Origin of the sequence: Rhodococcus sp. NyZ502, assembly GCF_041464245.1 — a bacterium.
Taxonomy (GTDB): Bacteria; Actinomycetota; Actinomycetes; order Mycobacteriales; family Mycobacteriaceae; genus Rhodococcus_F; species Rhodococcus_F qingshengii.
In genome coordinates this window covers 276,926-294,342 of the sequence record NZ_CP167155.1, presented here as the reverse complement: position 1 = coordinate 294,342, position 17,417 = coordinate 276,926, and the positions used below count along the sequence as shown (strand labels likewise).

Genomic DNA, 17,417 nt, shown 5'->3' with positions numbered 1-17,417 from the left:
CCTCCGATAGATTCATCCGACCGTCGTCGGAACGAAATACCCCGACAACCCAGGAAGCGTATCGAAACACGATTCGATACTTCGAGAGGATTCCGGAACCTGCATGTCTGAACGAGCCGACTGCCACATCCATCCGACCGCCGTGATCGGCGCCGACGTACTGATCGGGGCGGGAGTCACGATCGGACCGAACGCGGTACTCACGGGCCCACTCGAGATCGGCGACGACTGCTGGATCGGCTCGGGAGCGGTCTTGGGAGCTCCCCCCGAGATCCTCGGCGCGTTACATCCGACGTCCTGGTCCGTCAGCGCCGGTCTGGGAATTCGAATCGGTGCTCGAACGACGATTCGCGAATTGAGCACAGTCCATCAGGGAAGCGAACGCCGCACCGAAATCGGCGAAGACTGCTTCGTGATGAACAGAGTGGGAATCGAGCACGACGTGCAGATCGGTGACCGCTGCGTCGTGTCCTCCGGTACGACGCTTGCCGGGCACGTCAGCGTCGGAGACGGCGTCAACCTGGGCATGCACACTGTCGCGCACCAACGACGCGTCGTCGGCTCCGGATCCATGATCGGCATGGGAACCGTCGTGGTCAAGGACGTCCCGCCCTTCTCCAAGGCATTCGGCAACCCGGTGTCGTTGCACGGTGTCAACCGGGTCGGAATGAGCCGATCGGGTATCTCGGACGCGGACATTTCCGCAATCGAAGACCTCTACGCCGCCGGCAGCTTCGGCACGTCACCGGCCATTCCGGACTCGCTGTCGGAGGCCTTCACCTGGTGGCGGGAACGCGCCGACAAACCGCTCGTGGTTTAGCGAGACAAATCCTGGTTGGTATCGTCTGCGAAATGACGAACGGGCGGGATGCAGGCGCGTGAGTACCTCTCCCGAATCTGAACAACCGGTCGAAGATGTCGAACCGGCCGCAGAGCCGAACGCTCTACGCGGCCTTCTCGTCAACGGATTCAAGGTCCTCGTCACCCTCGCGATCGTCGTCGCGATCATCTTCGCGGTGAAGTCCCAATGGTCCGAGGTCAAGAACACGATCACCGAGCTGAACTGGTGGACGCTTGCCGCCTCGTCGGTGTTCATCTTCCTCGGTATGGGTGCCGCAGTGCGGGCCTGGCAGCACGCACTCGGCGCCCTCGAACAACCGATTCCGGCCTTCGACGCCGCTCGCGCTTATCTGGTCGGCCAACTCGGCAAGTACCTTCCCGGCAGTGTCTGGGCCTTCGTTCTGCAAACGGAACTCGTGAGGCGCGCCGGTGTGTCCCGTGCCGCAGGCTTTGTCGCAGTGCTGGTCACGGTGGGGTTGAGCACAACTTCGGCGCTGGTCGTCGGCCTCTTCGGTCTACCTGCCCTGTTCGAGGTCAGCACGGCGGCAGCGGTCGGCGTGATCATCCTCGTACCGATCGCATTGGTCTGCGCCTACCCGCCGGTGCTCACACGCCTGGTGAACCTTGCGCTGAAACTGCTCCGCCGCACGCCGCTGCACAAGCCGCTCACGATGCACAAGATTGCGCTCGCGTTGGGCTGGTGCGCAGCAAGCTGGGTGCTCTACGGCATCCAGTTGTGGTTGCTCGCGTCCAGTTCGGCGGGCTTCGAAATCCGTGGGCTCGTCCAGTGCATCGGCGCTCTCGCCCTCGGTATGTGCGCGGGCGTCCTCGTGTTCGTCGTCCCGTCCGGAATCGGTGTCCGCGAAGCCGTCATCGTCGCAGCGCTTTCACCGTTCATGGATGCCGGCGTCGCGCTCGGCCTCGCACTGGCATCGAGGCTGCTGTTCACCCTCTGTGAGGTCTTTGCCGGCGTCGTGGCTGCACTGTCGGGATCACGAGGCCTGCGCAATGCACTCGTGCACGAGCGCTCGCGGGTGCCGGACCCCACCAAAGCCTGACGTTCGGTCAGATCACTTTCTCGGCCGCTGAATACTGCGTCTCGACGCCGGCCTTCTGCGGACGCCACCACTGCTCGTTGTCGCGATACCACTCGACGGTGGCTTCCAGTCCGCTTCGAAAATCGCGGTACTGCGGCTTCCACCCAAGTTCCTGCTGTAGTCGCGTCGAATCGATCGCATACCGCAGATCGTGACCAGGGCGGTCGGTGACGAAGTCGAAATCGTCCGGCTTGCGTCCGAAAATTTCGAGCAGGGTCGCAATCACCGTCCGGTTGTCGGTTTCACCGTCGGCGCCGATCAGATACGTCTCGCCGGACTTTCCGCGGTCCAGGATGTCCCAGACGGCGCGGTTGTGGTCCTCGACGTGAATCCAGTCGCGGACGTTGCGGCCTTCCCCGTACAACCGTGGACGCACTCCGTCGAGCAGATTGGTGATCTGGCGTGGGATGAACTTCTCCACATGCTGGTACGGGCCGTAATTGTTGGAGCAGTTCGAGATGGTCGCCGCGATCCCGAACGAGCGCACCCAGGCGCGCACGAACAGATCACTCGACGCCTTGGACGCGGAGTACGGGCTCGACGGGTTGTACGGTGTCGTCTCCGTGAACTTCGCCGGATCATCCAGTTCGAGGTCGCCGTACACCTCGTCGGTCGAAATGTGGTGATAACGGACCCCGTGCGAACGCACTGCCTGCAGGAGCGAGAAGGTTCCCATGACGTTGGTGCGCAAAAACGGTTCGGGGTCGGCGAGGGAATTGTCGTTGTGGCTTTCGGCCGCGAAGTGCACGACTGCGTCGGAGCGCGAGACAAGATCGTCGACCAGCGGCTCGTCGGCCACGTCGCCGTGGACAAACGTGATCCGGTCCTCGACGGACGCCAGGGACTGGCGATTTCCGGCGTAGGTCAGAGCGTCGAGAACCGTGACTTCCACGTCGGGACGCGTCGCCACCGTCTGATGAACGAAATTGGCACCGATGAAGCCGGCACCCCCGGTGACCAGTAGTCGCACGTCATCTCCTCAGGCTCATCGGACGAACCCCACTTTAGCGGCCGGGCGTGTCATGTCCGTTTGCGTCGGCAGGCAGGAGTGCAGGACACTGCACGCATGCGCGGAATCATTCTGGCCGGTGGCACCGGGTCGCGGTTGCACCCGATCACCCTCGGAGTGAGCAAGCAACTCTTGCCTGTCTACGACAAGCCGATGATCTACTACCCGCTCTCCACTCTCATGCTCGCCGACATTCGCGACATCTTGATCATCACGACCCCACACGACGCCGAACAATTCCGCCGGGTTCTCGGCGACGGCTCACAATTCGGCGTCAACCTCACCTATGCAGTGCAACACGAACCGAACGGCCTCGCAACGGCATTCACCCTCGGCGCAGAGCACATCGGATCCGACTCCGTGGCGCTCGTCCTCGGCGACAACATCTTCTACGGCCCCGGCCTCGGAACCCAACTCAGGCGTTTCTCCGACATCGACGGCGGAGCCGTATTCGCTTACTGGGTCTCGAATCCGACCGCCTACGGCGTCGTCGAATTCGACGACTCGGGTCGCGCCGTGTCCATCGAGGAAAAGCCGACGTCGCCGAAATCCAATTACGCAGTCCCCGGCCTCTATTTCTACGACAGCGACGTCGTGGACATCGCACGCACTCTGAAGCCCTCTGCGCGTGGCGAATACGAAATCAGCGACATCAATCAGCACTATCTCGAAGCTGGCAAACTTTCTGTCGATGTCCTCCCCCGCGGAACCGCGTGGCTCGACACCGGCACACCCGATTCCCTGCTCGAGGCAGCGAACTACGTGCGGACCATCGAACACCGCCAAGGCCTCAAGATCGGTTCCCCTGAAGAGGTTGCGTGGCGTCAAGGATTCATCAGCTCCGACCAATTACGCACTCAGGCAGAAGCATTGGGCAAATCCGGGTACGGCAACTACCTACTCGAGCTGCTCGAGCACGGCAAGGAATGGTGACGTGGAAATCCGTCCACTGAAGATCGCCGGAGCTTGGGAAATTACACCGAAGCAGTTCGGCGACAACCGCGGTGTCTTTCTCGAATGGTTCAAAAGCTCCGCCTTCACCGCCGCGACCGGCCGCACTCTCGACCTCGCGCAGGCCAACTGCTCGGTCTCCGAAGCCGGTAGCCTCCGCGGGATCCACTTCACCGACAATCCGCCAGGACAGGCGAAGTACATCACCTGCGTGAAAGGTGCCTTCCTCGACGTTGTCGTAGACCTGCGCGTCGGATCACCGACCTTCGGCGAGTGGGATGCAGTGGTGATCGACGACGTCGATCGACGAGCGGTGTTCCTGGCGGAAGGCCTCGGCCACGCGATCCTTTCACTCGAAGACGGATCGACAGTGATGTACCTGTGCAGCATCGAATACTCCCCCCACCTGGACCGCGACCTCGATCCCTTCGATCCGGAACTCGCGATCGAATGGCCGAGAACAGACCGTAAGGGCAACCCTCTGACCTACGAGCTCTCCGCAAAGGACGCTGCCGCGCCGTCCCTGGCGACGCTCCGCGCGGACGGCATGTTGCCCGGTTTTGTGGCCGAAGATTCGCCGAATCGGTAATCTTCACCTTTCACGACTCGATGGCATGACACCGGCGGGACGGACGGCTGGATGACCAAACGTGCGAGCAGACGCGGCCTGTGGACGGCCGTCGTTCTCGCAGCCGGCCTCGGTGGTCTCGCGCTGGTCGCACCGCCCCTGACTCCGGGAACGATCGAGTCCGCACCGGTCACCGTCATCACGACCACCCCACCCTCGCCGGTTGTTCCGCTCACCCCGGAGGAGCTCTCGGCCCGGGTGGTCCCCACCATCGTCACCATCACGGCGCCGGCCGGATTCACCACCACTGCTGGGACCGGGATCGTGCTCTCCCCTGACGGAGTGGTGCTCACGAATCACCACGTCATCAGCGGAGCTTCGGACGTCACTGCCGTCAGCATGTCCAACGGACTGATCTACGACGCCGAGATCCTCGGGTACGACAGCGTCAGCGACCTTGCCGTCCTTCGACTCGCGGGCGCTGACGATCTGCCGGTGGCTGTGGTCGGCAAATCAGCAGAAGCCGCTCGCGGGGATGCCGTCACCGCAATCGGAAATGCGGAAGGCGGCGGAGTACCCGTCCCTGCTCCCGGCGTCATCACCAACCTCGGTGTCACCGTCAACACCCGCAACGTGTCCGACGGATCGCGAAACCAGTTGAAGGGCCTCATCGAGGTGGACGCGGACATCCGGCCTGGCGATTCCGGTGGCCCCCTGGTCAACGCCGTTGGCGAGCTGATCGGCGTCAGCAGCGCGGGCAACGCCGTCACCGACCGCACCGAAACATCACCGGCGCCTCAGTCCTACGCGATACCGATCGACACCGCACTACCGATCGTCGAGCAGGTACTCGGCGGCCGCTCCTCCGAGACCGTGCGTGTGGGACCGACACCCGTACTCGGTGTCGCGGTGAAGGATCACGCGGACATGCCGGCCGGCGCCGAAGTTGTTGCCGTGAGCTTCGATTCGCCGGCCGAGCGGGTGGGGCTGACCAAAGGTGCGGTCATCACCGAGTTCGGTGGCAGCCGGATCGCGTCGTCCGCTGATCTCAACGCGGCGATGAGCTCGCGCCGCCCCGGCGACACCGTCGCGGTGACGTGGGTGGACGCAACCGGGCAACCCGGGACCGGTTCGCTTGTCCTCGACGAGGGGCCACCTCGCTAGTCTTAGAAGGCGCCAGCCGTGAAAGCATCGTGGCATGACCACGGTTCTCCTGCTCACCTGTGACGGCGCCGCCCGCGAGGCGGATGTCGAAAGCAAACTCGTCATGGATGCTCTCACCTCCTACGGCATCGCGTCGACGATGGCGCCGTGGTCGAGCCCGTCCCTCCTCGATATCGACGCCGACCTGGTTCTGATCCGGTCGACCTGGGACTACACCCAGCGCCTCGACAAATTTCTTGCCGTTCTCGATCAGCTGACCGCCCCGATCGCAAATCCGCTCTCGATCGTGAAGTGGAACGCCCACAAGGGATACCTGACCGAACTTGCCGCGGCCGGCGTCCCCATCGTCCCCACTGCGGTGATCGCTGCCGGAAAGAGCGAAACACTCACCCTCCCTTCGTTCGAGGGTGCCGACGTCATCGTCAAGCCTGCGGTGTCAGCCGGCGCTGTCGGAGTGGGAAAGTTTGCCGCCGGGTCCGCGCAGGCCCACGCTCACCTCAGTTCAATCCTCGAGAGTGGCAACGACGCGTTGGTCCAGCCATTCGTCTCGGACGTCGTCGACGGTGAGCGCTCGATCATCCACATCGGCGGACGCTACTCGCACGCTGTCCGGAAGATCCCGGCCGCCAACGACTTCCGCGTGCAGGAATTTCACGGCGGAACCAACCACCTCCACCAACCGTCCGCCGCCGAACTCGCGGTGGCCGACGCAGCACTGGCCGCGACCCCATGCGGCCCCAGCGAATTGCTTTATGCGCGTGTGGACGTCGTGGGCCCGGTGGATCAACCACTACTCATGGAAGTGGAATTGATCGAGCCAGAACTCTTTCTGCCATTCGCCCCTGGATCTGCCGACGCCCTCGCACGGGCAGTTGTCGCGTCACTGCGCACGTGACGCCTGGGGCGGGACCGCATCCAGCCTGGTGCGAATGAACCTGGCAACGTCACGTAGCGCTGCCCGGCTCTCCGGCAGGCCAGGCCAGACGGCGGGAAACGCGTGAACCTGGCCGTTCCAGATCTGCAGCGAGCACGGCACCCCCGCGGCGGCGAGCCGTTGCGCCATCACCTCCGAATCGACTCTGAGCACCTCGGATTCGGCGGCGATCAGCAACGACGGCGGCAGCGCGGCCAGATCGCCGTCGACGGGTGAGTTCGTCTGTCCGCCAAGCTTTCCGATCGCCATCAATGCCGACACCGGGGCGATCACGTCGCGTCGAGCGTTGGCATGGACCGATTTGGTGGTGCAATCGAGATCGAGGAGCGGTGAGAGCCCGACAAGACCGGCCGGAACCTCGAGCCCCGCGGAAACAGCTGCAAGTGCCGTCGCGAAAACCAGGAAGCCTCCGGCCGAATCGCCAACGAAGACAACCTTTTCCGGCAAGGCTCCCTGTTCGAGGAGCCACCGGTATGCATCGAGACAGTCGTCGACGGACCCGCTGATGCTCGTGCTCGGCAACTGTCGATATGCGATGTGCAGGACCGGAAGGCCGGTTCGCTTGGCGATGCTTGCAACGACCGGCCGATGCGTGTTGAGCCCGCAGCACATGAACCCGCCGCCGTGCAGGTAGAGAACAACACCGTCGCGCAGATCAGCCGTCGAGCCTGCCGTCCGCACGAGTTCACCGTCGAAACCTGGAAAGCGAATCGCTTCCCGATCGATCCCGGACGGAATGCGTACACCCGCGGCCGAGTCCAGAACTGCCGCGCGGCGCATGGCGCCAGGCGTCAGCGGCGCGATCCCGACCACGGGCCGAAGCATCCATCGACACGCGTTGTAGAGGACCTGCGATTCGATACTCGGCCTGCCGTATCGAGTTCCGGTCCTACGACTGACTGTCGGCAACAGAGACATCTGTCCAGATTAGAAGCGATCAGGCACCGAAGAGGTCGACTTCGTCGAGATCGTCGACGATCGTGACCTTTCGTTTCCGCCCGCCGATGACCTTGCCCAGACCGCGCAGTCCACCGGACTGAGCTTTCGGGGCGGGTTCGATGCGCTGCGGCGCAACTCTCGTCCGCGCTGCGCGCTGAACAGGCTTGGGGGCGGGGACTGCTGCAGGTGCCGCGGGTTCGGGAACCTCGGCTGGAACCACCGCTTCCGGCTCCACGAAGCCCTGAGCAACCGGGGCCTCGGGCGCGACCTCAGCGGCTTCCTCGACCTCCGCCACCTGCTCCACCTGCACCGGTCCGTCGATCACCGGGATGTCCGACGCCCAGCGGACCCGATACTCGAGGCCGCGCGACGCCAGTTCACGTGCGAGATCGCCATGCCAGACCCCGTCTTCGCCGTCGCCGTATACCCGTGCGTCGGAACTGACCCAGATCACGTCGACGCCCGGGTTCCGGTCGGCGAGATCGAGCACCGTCAGCCAGTTCAGCGTCGCCGGATATCCGTCTCGCTTCTTCTTGTCGGTATAGGGCCGACGCAGCGAGATCGCCCTCTCGGCCACCTCGAGATGCGACACGTCGACTGGATCGACCACTTCGACGCCGATCGCCACGAGGTCTTCGATCACGTCGTCGACGTAGCCGTCGGCCTTGTCGTGAGCCGCGTCGACAAATCTCGTGAGGTCACGCCGCAACCCCAGTCGGTCGTACATGCGCGCCTGGACGCTCAGAGCCGCGATCATCTCCGCCGATTCCTCGCGGTAGCGGCTTGCAACCTCGAGGACGACCAATCGCGGCACGACGACGCGGTGTCCGAGCGCGCGAGCGTCGGCGACGGCAGTGTCGAACCGTGCACCCCTGGTCAGGGCCGAAGAATCGAGAACGATGATCATGGGCTCGATTCTCTCTCGAGAAACCGGACGAATGCGCTAATCCACCCCGAACCGTTACTTGATCTTGAAGATCACTGCCCGCTGAACGATGAAGTTGATGACCGTCGCGGTGCCCTGCGCGATGACGAAGGCCAGCGGTGTCCGCCACCAATGCTCGTCGAAGACATGGACCATCAGTTCGTTGAGTCCGACCTGAACCGCAAAAGTGACCGCGTACAGCGCGACTACAGCGATGAAGCGGGCGCGAGAAGGCTCGGCCTTGAACGTCCACCGACGATTGATGAGGTACGCCGTCGTGGTGCCCGCAACGAAGCTCAGCGATTTTGCGGCGACGCGCGGCAACCCCAACGCAAAGAGCAGCACGTACAGCCCGTAGTCCACGACAGCCGACAGCCCACCCGTCGCGACGAACCGGACGATCTGCGTTTTCAGGTCCATCGCGTCGTCGGCGATGTCCGTCGTGACAGGAATCTCGACGGGCAGCGGGACGTGGGGTTCGTGCTGGTGACTTGCAGGTGTTTCGGGCACGACGACGAGAGTAACCACTCGAGTCGGAGCCGTCGGCACTACTCCCAGGTAACCTCTACCTTGATGTCCACGACAGCAGAAGAGACGCCGCAGCCGGCTCTCCACACCCAAGCCCGCACCCTCACCGGTTGGGGACGCACCGCCGCCACCACTGCACAGGTGCTGTCCACCCCCGACGTGGAAGTGATCGCCAACGCGGTCGCCCAGGTTGCGGAACAGAACGATTCCAAGCCCTCGCATCTGCGACGCGGCGTCATCGCGCGCGGCCTCGGCCGCTCGTACGGTGACCCAGCGCAGAACGCCGGCGGCCTGGTCATCGACATGAATGCCCTCAGCCGCATTCACCGCATCGATCGCGACACCGCTCTGGTGGACGTCGACGCCGGCGTGAATCTGGATCAGCTGATGAAGGCTGCTCTGCCGTTCGGTCTGTGGGTTCCGGTCCTGCCGGGTACTCGTCAGGTCACGATCGGCGGCGCCATCGGCTCGGATATCCACGGCAAGAACCACCACAGCGCGGGCAGCTTCGGCAACCACGTCGTGTCGTTGGATCTGCTGACGGCCGACGGCAAGGTTCGCACGCTCACCCCCAAGGGCGGGCGCAACGACCCGAAGGCCGCACTGTTCTGGGCCACGATCGGCGGCATGGGCCTGACGGGCATCATCTTGCGGGCAACCATCAAGATGACACCGACCGAGACGGCGTACTTCATCGCCGACGGCGACGTCACCAACAGCCTCGACGAGACCATCGCGCTGCACAGCGACGGCAGCGAGGCCAACTACGAGTATTCGAGCGCCTGGTTCGACGCGATTTCCGCGCCCCCGAAGCTCGGTCGTGCGGCAGTCTCGCGCGGATCTCTGGCGAAGCTCGACCAGCTTCCGGCCAAGCTGCAGAAGAACCCGCTCGCCTTCGACGCACCGCAGTTGCTGACGTTCCCCGACGTCTTCCCGAACGGGCTGGCCAACAAGTTCAACTTCACCGCGATCGGTGAGGTCTGGTTCCGCAAGTCCGGCAAGTATCGCGGCAAGGTCCAGAATCTGACGCAGTTCTACCACCCGCTCGACATGTTCGGTGAGTGGAACCGCGCGTACGGATCCAACGGATTCCTGCAGTACCAGTTCGTGGTTCCGCCGGAGGCCGTCGACGAGTTCAAGAAGATCATCGTCGACATCCAGCGCAGCGGGCACTACTCGTTCCTCAACGTGTTCAAGCTCTTCGGCGAAGGCAATCAGGCGCCGCTGAGCTTCCCGATCCCGGGCTGGAACATCTGCGTCGACTTCCGCATCAAGCCGGGCCTGAACGAGTTCGTCACCGAACTCGACAAGCGTGTCCTCGAATTCGGCGGACGCCTGTACACGGCCAAGGACTCGCGGACGTCCGCGGAAACCTTCCACGCCATGTACCCGCGCATCGACGAGTGGATCGCGACGCGCCGCAAGTACGACCCCACAGGCGTTTTCGCCTCCGATATGTCCAGAAGGCTGGAACTGTGATCAACGCTGTAGGTAACCCGCAAACCGTTTTGCTTCTCGGTGGAACCTCCGAGATCGGCCTCGCCATCTGTGAGGAATACCTGAAGAAGGCGCCGCTCCGCGTCGTTCTGGCGGCACTCCCTGGCGATCCGGGACGCGAAGCTGCGGTCAAGCAGCTCGAAGCGAAGGGTGCCACCTCGGTGGAGCTCATCGACTTCGACGCCGTTGATTTCGAATCGCACCCGAAGGTGATCGACCAGGCGTTCTCGAACGGTGACGTCGACGTCGCGATCGTCGCCTTCGCACTGGACGGTGACTCCGAAGAGCTGTGGCAGAACCAGCGCAAGGCCGTTCTGGTGGCAAACGTCAACTACACCGCTTCCGTCTCGGTCGGCGTTCTTCTCGGCGAGAAGATGAAGGCTCAGGGCTTCGGCAAGATCATCGCGATGTCGTCGGTTGCCGGCGAGCGCGTCAAGCGTGCCAACTTCGTCTACGGATCCACCAAGGCGGGCCTCGACGGTTTCTACCTCGGACTCGGCGAGGCTCTCGCGGAATTCGGACCGCAGGTCACCGTCGTTCGCCCCGGCATGGTGCGCACGCAGTTCAGTGCCCACGTCAAGGAAGCTCCGCTGACGGTCAACAAGGACATCGTCGCGAAGCTCGCTGTTGCCGCCTCGGACAAGGGCAAGGAAATCGTCTGGACTCCCGGCCCGTGGCGCTTCGTCATGATGGGTCTTCGCCACGTGCCGCGCCCGATCTTCCGGAAGTTGCCGGTTTAAGCTCCTCCCGTGCCAGAAACAACAACTGCTCCGAGTACAGACCTTTCGACCCCGTCGCCGTGGCGTAATGCCGCGGCGACGGTGGTGGAAATGGCCCTCGGAGCGCTGGTCGCCGCTGTTGTAGCCGCTGTCGGGCTCTTTGCTTTCGGCCGAGTGCAGTGGCCGGCGTTCACCTCTTCCAATGTCACGCAGGCCGTCACGACGGTGCTGCAGGTGCTCTGCATCGCAGTGGTCGGTGTTGCGGTTCTGATGTTCCGCGCCCGCAAGGCCGAGCGGGTCGCAAAACTCCTCTCGTGGGCCGGGCTCTCCGGCTTCGTCACCACGACGCTCGGACTTCCCCTGGCCGCGACGAGTCTGTATCTGCACGGCGTCTCGGTCGATCAGCAGTTCCGGACCGAGTACCTGACCCGGCTGACGGATTCTGCCGCGCTGCAGGACATGACGTACGTGGATCTGCCGCCGTTCTACCCGGCCGGCTGGTTCTGGATCGGTGGACGCGTCGCGAACCTGCTGGGAATGGACGGCTGGGAAGCCTTCAAGCCCTACGCGATCGGCTCGTTGGCTGTCGTCGCCGTCGTTGCACTCGTGTTGTGGACCAAGCTGATTCGACGCGATTGGGCCGTCGTCGCGGCCTTGGCCGTCACTGCCGTCGTGTTGGCGTACAACTCCCCCGAGGCGTACGGCGCCGTCATCAACCTCCTGATCCCGCCGGTGCTGATCCTCGCGTGGGGCGCATTGGACCGGCCGGGGGCATCTCGATTTGCCGGAGCCGGCGCAATACTCGGAACCGGCCTGTTCCTCGGTTTCGCCGCAACGGTCTACACGCTCTATCTCGGGTTCGCCGCGTTCGCAGTGACTCTGATGGCCTTGGTTGCCGCAGTACTTGCCGCACGCGCCCAGAACACGTGGAAAGCCGCACTGGGACCCCTCGTCAGGCTCGCCGTGATCGCCGTGATCTCCGGCCTGGTGGCTCTGACCGTCTGGACGCCGTACCTGCTGAAGGCACTCTCCGGTGCCACCGCAGAGTCCGGCACCGCAATGCACTACCTCCCCGATTCCGGTGCGGTACTGCCCTTCCCGATGCTGAGCTTCACCCTCGTCGGTGGACTGTGCCTACTCGGCACGATCTGGCTGATTTCGCGGTTCCTGTTCTCCCGCCGCGCCCGAGCACTCGGTATCGGTGTCATTGCCGTGTACCTGTGGGCATTGCTGTCCATGACGTTCACCGTCGCCGGCAGTACGCTCCTCGGTTTCCGACTGGAGCCGGTCCTGATCGGACTCCTTGCCGCCGCCGGTGTGTTCGGTTTCTTCGAGTTCGCCGGTTGGATCGTGCTGGCCACCAGCGAAAATCCTCGCGTCAAAGCGGTACTGGTTGCACTCGGTGTCATCGGAGCCATCGCCTTCGCGCAGAACATCCCGCAGGTGCTGGCGCCGGATATCGCTGTGGCATACAGCGATACCGACGGCAACGGCGAGCGCGGGGACAAGCGACCCCCGGGTGCCGAAGCCAATTACGCCGACATCGACCGGATCATTCGCGAGCAGTTGGGACGCGAACCCCATGACACGGTGGTCCTCACTGCCGACATCGGCTTCCTCAGCTTCTACCCGTACTTCGGCTTTCAAGGACTGACGTCGCACTACGCGAACCCGCTCGCCGATTTCCGTGCGCGCGCTGCGCTGATCGAGCAGTGGTCGGAGCTGAAGACGCCTGACGAACTGGTAACTGCGCTGGACTCGGCGCCGTGGCGCAGCCCCGACGCCTTCGTCTTCCGCCAGGGCGCCGACGGGTACACGCTGCGGTTGGCAGAGGACGTCTACCCCAACGACCCGAACGTCCGCCGCTACACGGTCACGTTCCCCAAGGAACTGTTCGACGATCCTCGTTTCACCGTGACCGAGCAGGGGCCGTTTGTGGTCGCTACCCGCTCTGACGCAATCTAACCAGGAGATACGTCACAAAAGGCTTACCGTCGGGGTCGTTGACGCGACCCCGACGCACCCCTAACTTCATACCGTGCCCCGAACCGATGCCCGAGCGGCGATGATCGATGCAGCCGAGCGTCTGGTTGCCGAGCGAGGTCTGGCCGCTCTGACTCTTCGTGATGTTCAGACCGAAGCCGGGCAGGCCAACAAATCGGCTGCGCAGTATCACTTCGGGTCACGTGAAGGTTTGCTGGCGGCCGTCGTCGAGTCCAGAATGCGACCTGCCGGTGAGCGTCGTCGTGAGTTGCTCGACACGATCGATCTCGACGCGAATCCACCGACGATGCGTGCCCTCGTCGAGGCTCTCGTCCTGCCGTTGGCGGAACAGACCATCTACCGCGAGGGCACGTTGTACGCGCGGTTCCTGGTGCAGTCGATCTTCGACCCGGCGATGTCGTCGACTATCCGTGACCACATGCAGGCCGAGAGTTTCCGCGAAGTTCAGCGGCGGATAGTCGCTGCGTCCTCGTTACCGGCAGAGATCGCCGAACTTCGGGCAGGAACTCTGACCGTGCTCACCGTCGTCACTTTTGCCACGTGGGAAGGCCGCGTCGACAGCCGCGAACGTGCTCACGTGATCGTTGCCGACCTGATCGAAAGTTGCCTCGGAGCACTCTCGGCCCCGGCTGCGCAAATCTGACACGCTGTCCGGCGAGTTTGTTTCCGAAACTGCCGGGGTACTCAGCCCCTCCAAGCGCAGTCGAGCAAACGGCCGCATCAACCACCGGCGGGGTAGGTGATGACAGTGAGCGAACTCGTTGCGCAAAGCCGCGAGCTTGTACCGCATCGTGCAGTTCTCGATTCCGCAGAGCATGTTCTGGTCATTGCGCGCGGCAAACCGTTCGGGCGCGAACAGGCTTTCCATGAAGTGTTGAGCGTCGCGATTCGCAATCGCATCGAAGTACTCACTCTGGCAAGGGCTCTCATCGACGTGTCCGAGTCCCGCGACTACCGCGCGATCCCGACCGACACCGCGCACACTGTTGCGGTGCTCGAATGGGGCGAGCTACTCGAGATCCCCACCGAACACCACGAGAAGTCCAGGGCCGAGTCATCCGAGGACGTCGATGAATCGAGTGAACCCGACGATCCGATCGAACCCGAGTATCTGGTCGAGACCGACGTGGGCGGACGGGTCGTCTTCGTCGCCCTCGCGTTCACGATCGGCGGGATAGTCGGATTCTTCGCGCACGACTGGGCACTTCTGCTTCTGATCACCGCCGTGTACCTCGTGTGGATCGCGGCACGGTTGGTCGCGAAACTCGTCAGTGTTTCCCGTAGTGCCCACTGGGCAGACGCTTCGCCGATTCGTGGCGCCGATTCGACCACACGGAACGCGGAAAACTCCCACCATCACGCTGTTGCAGCGTGACGGCGGGAGCATCCGCTTTCGCTAAAGCCTCTGCGGTACACCGTAAGTGACGACGGTATCGCCATTCGACGTGACAGCCTTCGCGTACGGCCTGATGGTCACCGGACCGATTGCTCCCTGTACATAACCGTGAACTCCGGACAGACGGACAGCGGCTTCGGGACCGTCGAACTCCTGATCTTCGAGCAGTGCGACGTCGGTGATACCGCCCGGCGCCAGATCGACGTCAAGTTCCTGCGAAGGAATGATGTCACCACCGATGACGAACCCGTTCGATATGTCCAGTCCCAGTTCGAAGTCCGGAACCAGGCCGATCCCGAGGTTGGTTCCACTCTCGACAGCCCAGTCGAGACCAGGACTGTTGAGAACGACCGTCGCGCCGGTTAACGCGATCGGGTAACCGATCTGATAACCGATCGTCAGCTTCGTTCCGGTGAAGCTTGCCGCGTCCGGCCCGTCGATCTTCACGCCGGCAACCCCGTCGTGGAAGAACTCGACACTCAGCGGTGAGCTGTCGAGAGGCGGAAAGACATGGATAGCGGTATCAGCCTGGAAGACTTCTATCCGATTCCCTTTGACGTCGGTGATCGAACTGGTGTTGTCAACGCCTGCCGACGCCGTCCCACCCCCCAGGACAACGGCCAACAGGGCCACTGCTCCTACTGCGCTACTACGAACTGCTGTCTTCGACATGCACAAGCACCATCCCATCCGGTATAGGCCCCGGACGTAGGTTCCAACTCTTCGTCGAGGATGGGATTCGTCGGGGCTGCCTGAACAAACGCGAGCAAGATCCTTGTTGCGATACCCCGGTCACGAACCCGTCAAACGGTGCACGAAAACATTACTTTCCGGACAAGTCGGGCGGACCGATTTGTCCCGCTGACTGCGCCCGCTCGCGGACGCGAACCGTTTTGTTCGTTACTCTGACAGTGGAAGTTATCGAATCGAGACCTAAGTAGGCCACCCCGAACTTCTGAGATCGCCACTTCAGGGATGGGCGCCAGAACCGAAAGGCACCGACTGCATGACCGAGACCTTGCCCGACGTCCAACTGCTCGAAGAAGCACGTCCAGGGCGAGTCCGTTCAGCAGTGCGGCGCTCGGTCGTCCAGCGCGGGCGTCTTGTCGACCTCGCGATCATGGCGACGTTCACCGTTGCGGCGATCTACGTGATGTCGAACCTGTGGAGCGACCTGCAGTCCGGCTATCTGTTCAACGCGGGCCGCGACCAGGCCATGTGGGAATGGTTCTTCGCCGATACCGCTCACGCCCTCGCCCAGTTCCGCAGCCCACTGTTCAGTGACCTGCAGAATTACCCACTCGGCGTGAACCTGATGGCCAATACCGCGATGTTCGGCATCAGCATCCCGTTGGCCCCGATCACGCTGATCTTCGGACCGACCGCCACGTATGCGATCGGGCTGACCGCCGGCCTCGGCGGCACCGCCATCGCTTGGTACTGGGCATTCTCGCGGCACGTACTGACCGGAGTCTCCGTCCGCTCCAAGGTCGCCGCCGCCGTCGGAGCGGGGTTCTGCGGATTCGCGCCCGCCATGATCTCGCATGCCAACGGCCACCCGAACTTCGTCGCGTTCTTCGTACTTCCGTTCATATTCTTGCAGGTAGTGCGCATTTCGAACGGCAAGCGTCCGGTTCGCGACGGTGTCGTCCTCGGCCTACTCGTCGCCTGGCAGATCTTCCTCGGCGAAGAACCGCTCCTCATCTTCACGATGTCAGCCATGGTGTTCGGCGCCGCCTATGCACTGCCCGGCCTGGCCAAGTCGCGCCAGGCGATCAAGCGCGCGATGCCCGGCCTCGTGATCGGCGGCGCGGTCACACTCCTGATCACTGCGGTGCCGCTGTGGTCGCAGTTCTTCGGCCCAGCGAGCTACGACGGCGTCTCACACGGTCAGGCAGGCAACGACACCGCTGCACTCACCACGTTCCCGACCGAATCGGTTGCGGGCGACCCCGAGGGCGCGGAGTTCCGAATGAACCCGACCGAGGAGAACGCGTACTTCGGATGGCCGCTGGTGCTCCTGCTTCTCGGTGCAACGGTGTGGCTGTGGCGCATCCGCCTGACCCGCGCGGCTGCCGCCGTGATCGTGGTCATGGGTGTGCTCTCACTCGGTTCCGAACTGACCATCGACGGTGACAAGACCGGCATCACTCTGCCGTGGAAACTCCTCGCCGACCTGCCGTTGTTCGAATCGGTGCTCGAATCCCGATTCGCGATGGGCGCGATTCCGGCGATCGGGCTGCTGCTCACCCTCGGCACCTACCGCGCTTTTGTCGAACTTCGTGGACCGCGCCGCACGGCAGCCGGTGTCTGGCTGGTGGCTCTCGCCGTCGCGATGATTCCCCTGATCCCGACCCCCATCGACGCCGATCAGCGATCTGCGACGCCCGAATTCATCACCAGCGGCTCGTGGGAGAACTACGTCAGCGACGGCACCCTGGTGACGGTTCCCGTCGCGAGCGCCGAAGACGCCCGCGCACTGAGCTGGCAGGTCGACGCCGACTTCGGCTTCCCCATCGCCGGCGGGTACTTCGTCGGCCCGGATTCGAAGACCCGCGCCGGAATCTACGGCGCCGAGTCCCGGCCCACCTCGACCCTGCTGGTCAATGCCAAACAAACCGGCAAGGTCCCGTTGATCGACGTGGGCACCAGAGCGAACGCACTGACCGACCTGCGGTACTGGCACGCCGACGTACTGGTGCTTCCCCGATTCTCCGGCGACGACGCCCTGCGCCACACGGTCGACGAACTGGTCGGCTTCGACGCCAAGCGCGTCGACGACGTGTGGGTGTGGGACGTACGAGACCTCGTGAGCGGCAAGACCTCCAACCAGAGCTGAGCGGGTT

17 protein-coding genes are annotated in these 17,417 nt (G+C 63.5%); 12 read left to right on the top strand and 5 right to left on the bottom strand.

Going from position 1 to position 17,417, the window contains the following annotated elements:
* Positions 1 to 103 precede the first annotated feature (103 nt).
* Together ACBG85_RS01360 and ACBG85_RS01355 are read left to right on the top strand one after the other, a co-directional pair.
* Positions 104 to 820, top strand: a complete 717-nt coding sequence (locus tag ACBG85_RS01360) for a DapH/DapD/GlmU-related protein (RefSeq protein WP_099696810.1) — start codon at positions 104 to 106, stop codon at positions 818 to 820.
* Positions 821 to 878: 58 nt separating this feature from the next.
* On the top strand, positions 879 to 1,898 hold the full coding sequence (locus tag ACBG85_RS01355) for a lysylphosphatidylglycerol synthase transmembrane domain-containing protein (protein ID WP_058038039.1): 1,020 nt from the start codon (positions 879 to 881) through the stop codon (positions 1,896 to 1,898).
* 7 nt (positions 1,899 to 1,905) lie between these two features.
* Here ACBG85_RS01355 and rfbB read toward each other — a convergent pair whose 3' ends face one another.
* Positions 1,906 to 2,907: a dTDP-glucose 4,6-dehydratase gene (rfbB, locus tag ACBG85_RS01350; protein WP_151097590.1), complete on the bottom strand. Its 1,002-nt coding sequence runs from the start codon at positions 2,905 to 2,907 to the stop codon at positions 1,906 to 1,908.
* 96 nt (positions 2,908 to 3,003) lie between these two features.
* Between rfbB and rfbA the strand changes: the two genes are divergently transcribed.
* From rfbA to ACBG85_RS01330, 4 genes are read left to right on the top strand one after another with little or no spacing between them, the layout of a single operon-like run.
* On the top strand, positions 3,004 to 3,879 hold the full coding sequence (gene rfbA, locus ACBG85_RS01345) for a glucose-1-phosphate thymidylyltransferase RfbA (RefSeq protein WP_003943968.1): 876 nt from the start codon (positions 3,004 to 3,006) through the stop codon (positions 3,877 to 3,879).
* Position 3,880: 1 nt separating this feature from the next.
* Entirely contained in the window at positions 3,881 to 4,486 is a 606-nt protein-coding gene (locus ACBG85_RS01340; RefSeq protein WP_042447635.1) for a dTDP-4-dehydrorhamnose 3,5-epimerase family protein, read from the top strand.
* 51 nt (positions 4,487 to 4,537) lie between these two features.
* Positions 4,538 to 5,629: a S1C family serine protease gene (locus tag ACBG85_RS01335; protein ID WP_151097584.1), complete on the top strand. Its 1,092-nt coding sequence runs from the start codon at positions 4,538 to 4,540 to the stop codon at positions 5,627 to 5,629.
* 34 nt (positions 5,630 to 5,663) lie between these two features.
* The gene (locus tag ACBG85_RS01330) at positions 5,664 to 6,524 is read left to right on the top strand and encodes a RimK family alpha-L-glutamate ligase (protein WP_372025886.1); all 861 of its coding nucleotides are present in this window, start codon (positions 5,664 to 5,666) and stop codon (positions 6,522 to 6,524) included.
* On the opposite strand, the gene ACBG85_RS01325 is transcribed toward ACBG85_RS01330, so the two are convergent.
* The 3 genes from ACBG85_RS01325 to ACBG85_RS01315 are packed head-to-tail and all read right to left on the bottom strand — an operon-like array spanning position 6,510 to position 8,937.
* Positions 6,510 to 7,481 (bottom strand): alpha/beta hydrolase, encoded by a 972-nt coding sequence (locus ACBG85_RS01325; protein WP_050655618.1) that lies wholly within the window; start codon positions 7,479 to 7,481, stop codon positions 6,510 to 6,512. The two genes, ACBG85_RS01330 and ACBG85_RS01325, sit on opposite strands and share 15 nt — an antisense overlap.
* A 19-nt stretch (positions 7,482 to 7,500) precedes the next feature.
* Positions 7,501 to 8,409 carry a PIN domain-containing protein gene (locus ACBG85_RS01320; RefSeq protein WP_372025884.1) on the bottom strand — a complete coding sequence of 303 codons (909 nt, stop codon included), beginning with the start codon at positions 8,407 to 8,409 and terminating at the stop codon, positions 7,501 to 7,503.
* A gap of 54 nt (positions 8,410 to 8,463) precedes the next feature.
* On the bottom strand, positions 8,464 to 8,937 hold the full coding sequence (locus ACBG85_RS01315) for a GtrA family protein (RefSeq protein ID WP_269465953.1): 474 nt from the start codon (positions 8,935 to 8,937) through the stop codon (positions 8,464 to 8,466).
* 63 nt (positions 8,938 to 9,000) lie between these two features.
* Between ACBG85_RS01315 and ACBG85_RS01310 the strand changes: the two genes are divergently transcribed.
* From ACBG85_RS01310 to ACBG85_RS01290, 5 genes are all read left to right on the top strand, one after another.
* Entirely contained in the window at positions 9,001 to 10,434 is a 1,434-nt protein-coding gene (locus tag ACBG85_RS01310) for an FAD-binding oxidoreductase (protein ID WP_003943934.1), read from the top strand.
* Positions 10,431 to 11,192, top strand: a complete 762-nt coding sequence (locus tag ACBG85_RS01305) for a decaprenylphospho-beta-D-erythro-pentofuranosid-2-ulose 2-reductase (protein WP_007731800.1) — start codon at positions 10,431 to 10,433, stop codon at positions 11,190 to 11,192. The genes ACBG85_RS01310 and ACBG85_RS01305 overlap by 4 nt, the downstream gene beginning before the upstream one ends.
* Before the next feature lie 90 nt (positions 11,193 to 11,282).
* Positions 11,283 to 13,136, top strand: coding sequence for a galactan 5-O-arabinofuranosyltransferase (locus ACBG85_RS01300; RefSeq protein ID WP_372027929.1), 1,854 nt, complete (start codon positions 11,283 to 11,285; stop codon positions 13,134 to 13,136).
* Between the two features lie 73 nt (positions 13,137 to 13,209).
* The gene (locus ACBG85_RS01295) at positions 13,210 to 13,818 is read left to right on the top strand and encodes a TetR/AcrR family transcriptional regulator (RefSeq protein WP_003943927.1); all 609 of its coding nucleotides are present in this window, start codon (positions 13,210 to 13,212) and stop codon (positions 13,816 to 13,818) included.
* 99 nt (positions 13,819 to 13,917) lie between these two features.
* Positions 13,918 to 14,550: a hypothetical protein gene (locus tag ACBG85_RS01290; RefSeq protein ID WP_202022615.1), complete on the top strand. Its 633-nt coding sequence runs from the start codon at positions 13,918 to 13,920 to the stop codon at positions 14,548 to 14,550.
* Between the two features lie 21 nt (positions 14,551 to 14,571).
* Here ACBG85_RS01290 and ACBG85_RS01285 read toward each other — a convergent pair whose 3' ends face one another.
* The gene (locus ACBG85_RS01285) at positions 14,572 to 15,261 is read right to left on the bottom strand and encodes an MspA family porin (RefSeq protein WP_037126068.1); all 690 of its coding nucleotides are present in this window, start codon (positions 15,259 to 15,261) and stop codon (positions 14,572 to 14,574) included.
* Positions 15,262 to 15,577: 316 nt separating this feature from the next.
* On the opposite strand from ACBG85_RS01285, the gene ACBG85_RS01280 reads away from it, so the two are divergent.
* Positions 15,578 to 17,410, top strand: a complete 1,833-nt coding sequence (locus tag ACBG85_RS01280) for a hypothetical protein (protein ID WP_042921226.1) — start codon at positions 15,578 to 15,580, stop codon at positions 17,408 to 17,410.
* Positions 17,411 to 17,417: the final 7 nt, after the last annotated feature.

Excerpts from the sequence above, each read along its gene's own strand:
- ACBG85_RS01335 (WP_151097584.1), top strand. The coding sequence starts at position 4,538 with ATGACCAAACGTGCGAGCAGACGCGGCCTGTGGACGGCCGTCGTTCTC.
- ACBG85_RS01320 (WP_372025884.1), bottom strand. The coding sequence starts at position 8,409 with ATGATCATCGTTCTCGATTCTTCGGCCCTGACCAGGGGTGCACGGTTC.
- ACBG85_RS01280 (WP_042921226.1), top strand. The coding sequence starts at position 15,578 with ATGACCGAGACCTTGCCCGACGTCCAACTGCTCGAAGAAGCACGTCCA.
- ACBG85_RS01330 (WP_372025886.1), top strand. The coding sequence starts at position 5,664 with ATGACCACGGTTCTCCTGCTCACCTGTGACGGCGCCGCCCGCGAGGCG.
- rfbA (WP_003943968.1), top strand. The coding sequence starts at position 3,004 with ATGCGCGGAATCATTCTGGCCGGTGGCACCGGGTCGCGGTTGCACCCG.
- ACBG85_RS01290 (WP_202022615.1), top strand. The coding sequence starts at position 13,918 with ATGACAGTGAGCGAACTCGTTGCGCAAAGCCGCGAGCTTGTACCGCAT.
- ACBG85_RS01285 (WP_037126068.1), bottom strand. The coding sequence starts at position 15,261 with ATGGGATGGTGCTTGTGCATGTCGAAGACAGCAGTTCGTAGTAGCGCA.
- ACBG85_RS01300 (WP_372027929.1), top strand. The coding sequence starts at position 11,283 with ATGGCCCTCGGAGCGCTGGTCGCCGCTGTTGTAGCCGCTGTCGGGCTC.
- ACBG85_RS01325 (WP_050655618.1), bottom strand. The coding sequence starts at position 7,481 with ATGTCTCTGTTGCCGACAGTCAGTCGTAGGACCGGAACTCGATACGGC.
- ACBG85_RS01360 (WP_099696810.1), top strand. The coding sequence starts at position 104 with ATGTCTGAACGAGCCGACTGCCACATCCATCCGACCGCCGTGATCGGC.
- ACBG85_RS01310 (WP_003943934.1), top strand. The coding sequence starts at position 9,001 with ATGTCCACGACAGCAGAAGAGACGCCGCAGCCGGCTCTCCACACCCAA.